Below are 899 nucleotides of genomic sequence, written 5' to 3'. Positions count from 1 at the left end.
GGTTCTCGGAGTCTCTCTGAGAATACTCCGAGTCCCGCGGAGAGCTTGCGGAGCGGGGGGGGGGGGGGGGGCCGGGGGGGGGCCCCCCCCCCCGCACCGACCTGCCTGCCTGTCGCCTCTCCTCCCCCGCTTGGACCTCACACCAGGACTCGCATACCGCGGCGCCGCCCGCGTGCCCTGATCCTGCTCGCGGCTGCCGGCCTGCTGCTCGCCGCCTGCTCTGACCGCGCAGCGTCTGCCGGCGGCGGACAGTGGCGATGTCGTCTACGAGTCCGTTGACGGTGGGCGCACGTGGATGCTCCTCCATCGTCCGGCAGCAGGTTCGGATCACTCCTGGCGGAATACCCCCAGGGGGTATATGGTTTGTCTCGTGGGGCCGCCAGGGGCCTTGCGGGACGTCGAATGGGGATGAAGGTCATGGACCACAGCACGCACCACTCCGGTACCGGTACCGCGCACGACCAGGCCACCCCCGCGGGCGGCCACGGCGGGCACCATGGCGATCACGCGCACGGCACGACCTGGGCGACGGCGATGAAGGCGACGCTGCACTGCCTCACGGGGTGTGCCATCGGCGAGATCCTCGGCATGGTCATCGGCACCGCCCTGATGTGGGGCAACGTGCAGACGATGACCCTGGCGATCACCCTGGCCTTCCTGTTCGGCTACTCCTTCACCCTCTTCGCGGTGGTGCGCGCCGGAGTGTCCCTGAAGGCCGCGATCAAGGTCGCGCTGGCCGCCGACACCGTCTCCATCGCGGTGATGGAACTGGTCGACAACGGCATCATCGCGCTGACGCCGGGCGCGATGGACGCGCACCTGTCGGACGGGCTGTTCTGGTACGCGCTGCTCGGCGGCTTCGCCGTGGCGTTCGTGATCACCACGCCGGTCAACAAGTG

1 protein-coding gene is annotated in these 899 nt (G+C 69.7%); it reads left to right on the top strand.

The features are described from left to right. Positions 1-417: 417 nt before the first annotated feature. Positions 418-899: DUF4396 domain-containing protein (locus tag ACFWR9_RS19130; RefSeq protein WP_383843316.1), on the top strand; the 482-nt coding region annotated here is incomplete at its 3' end.

Origin of the sequence: Streptomyces sp. NPDC058534, from assembly GCF_042717365.1 — a bacterium.
Lineage (GTDB): Bacteria > Actinomycetota > Actinomycetes > Streptomycetales > Streptomycetaceae > Streptomyces.
This window is presented reverse-complemented; position numbering and strand designations above follow the sequence as displayed.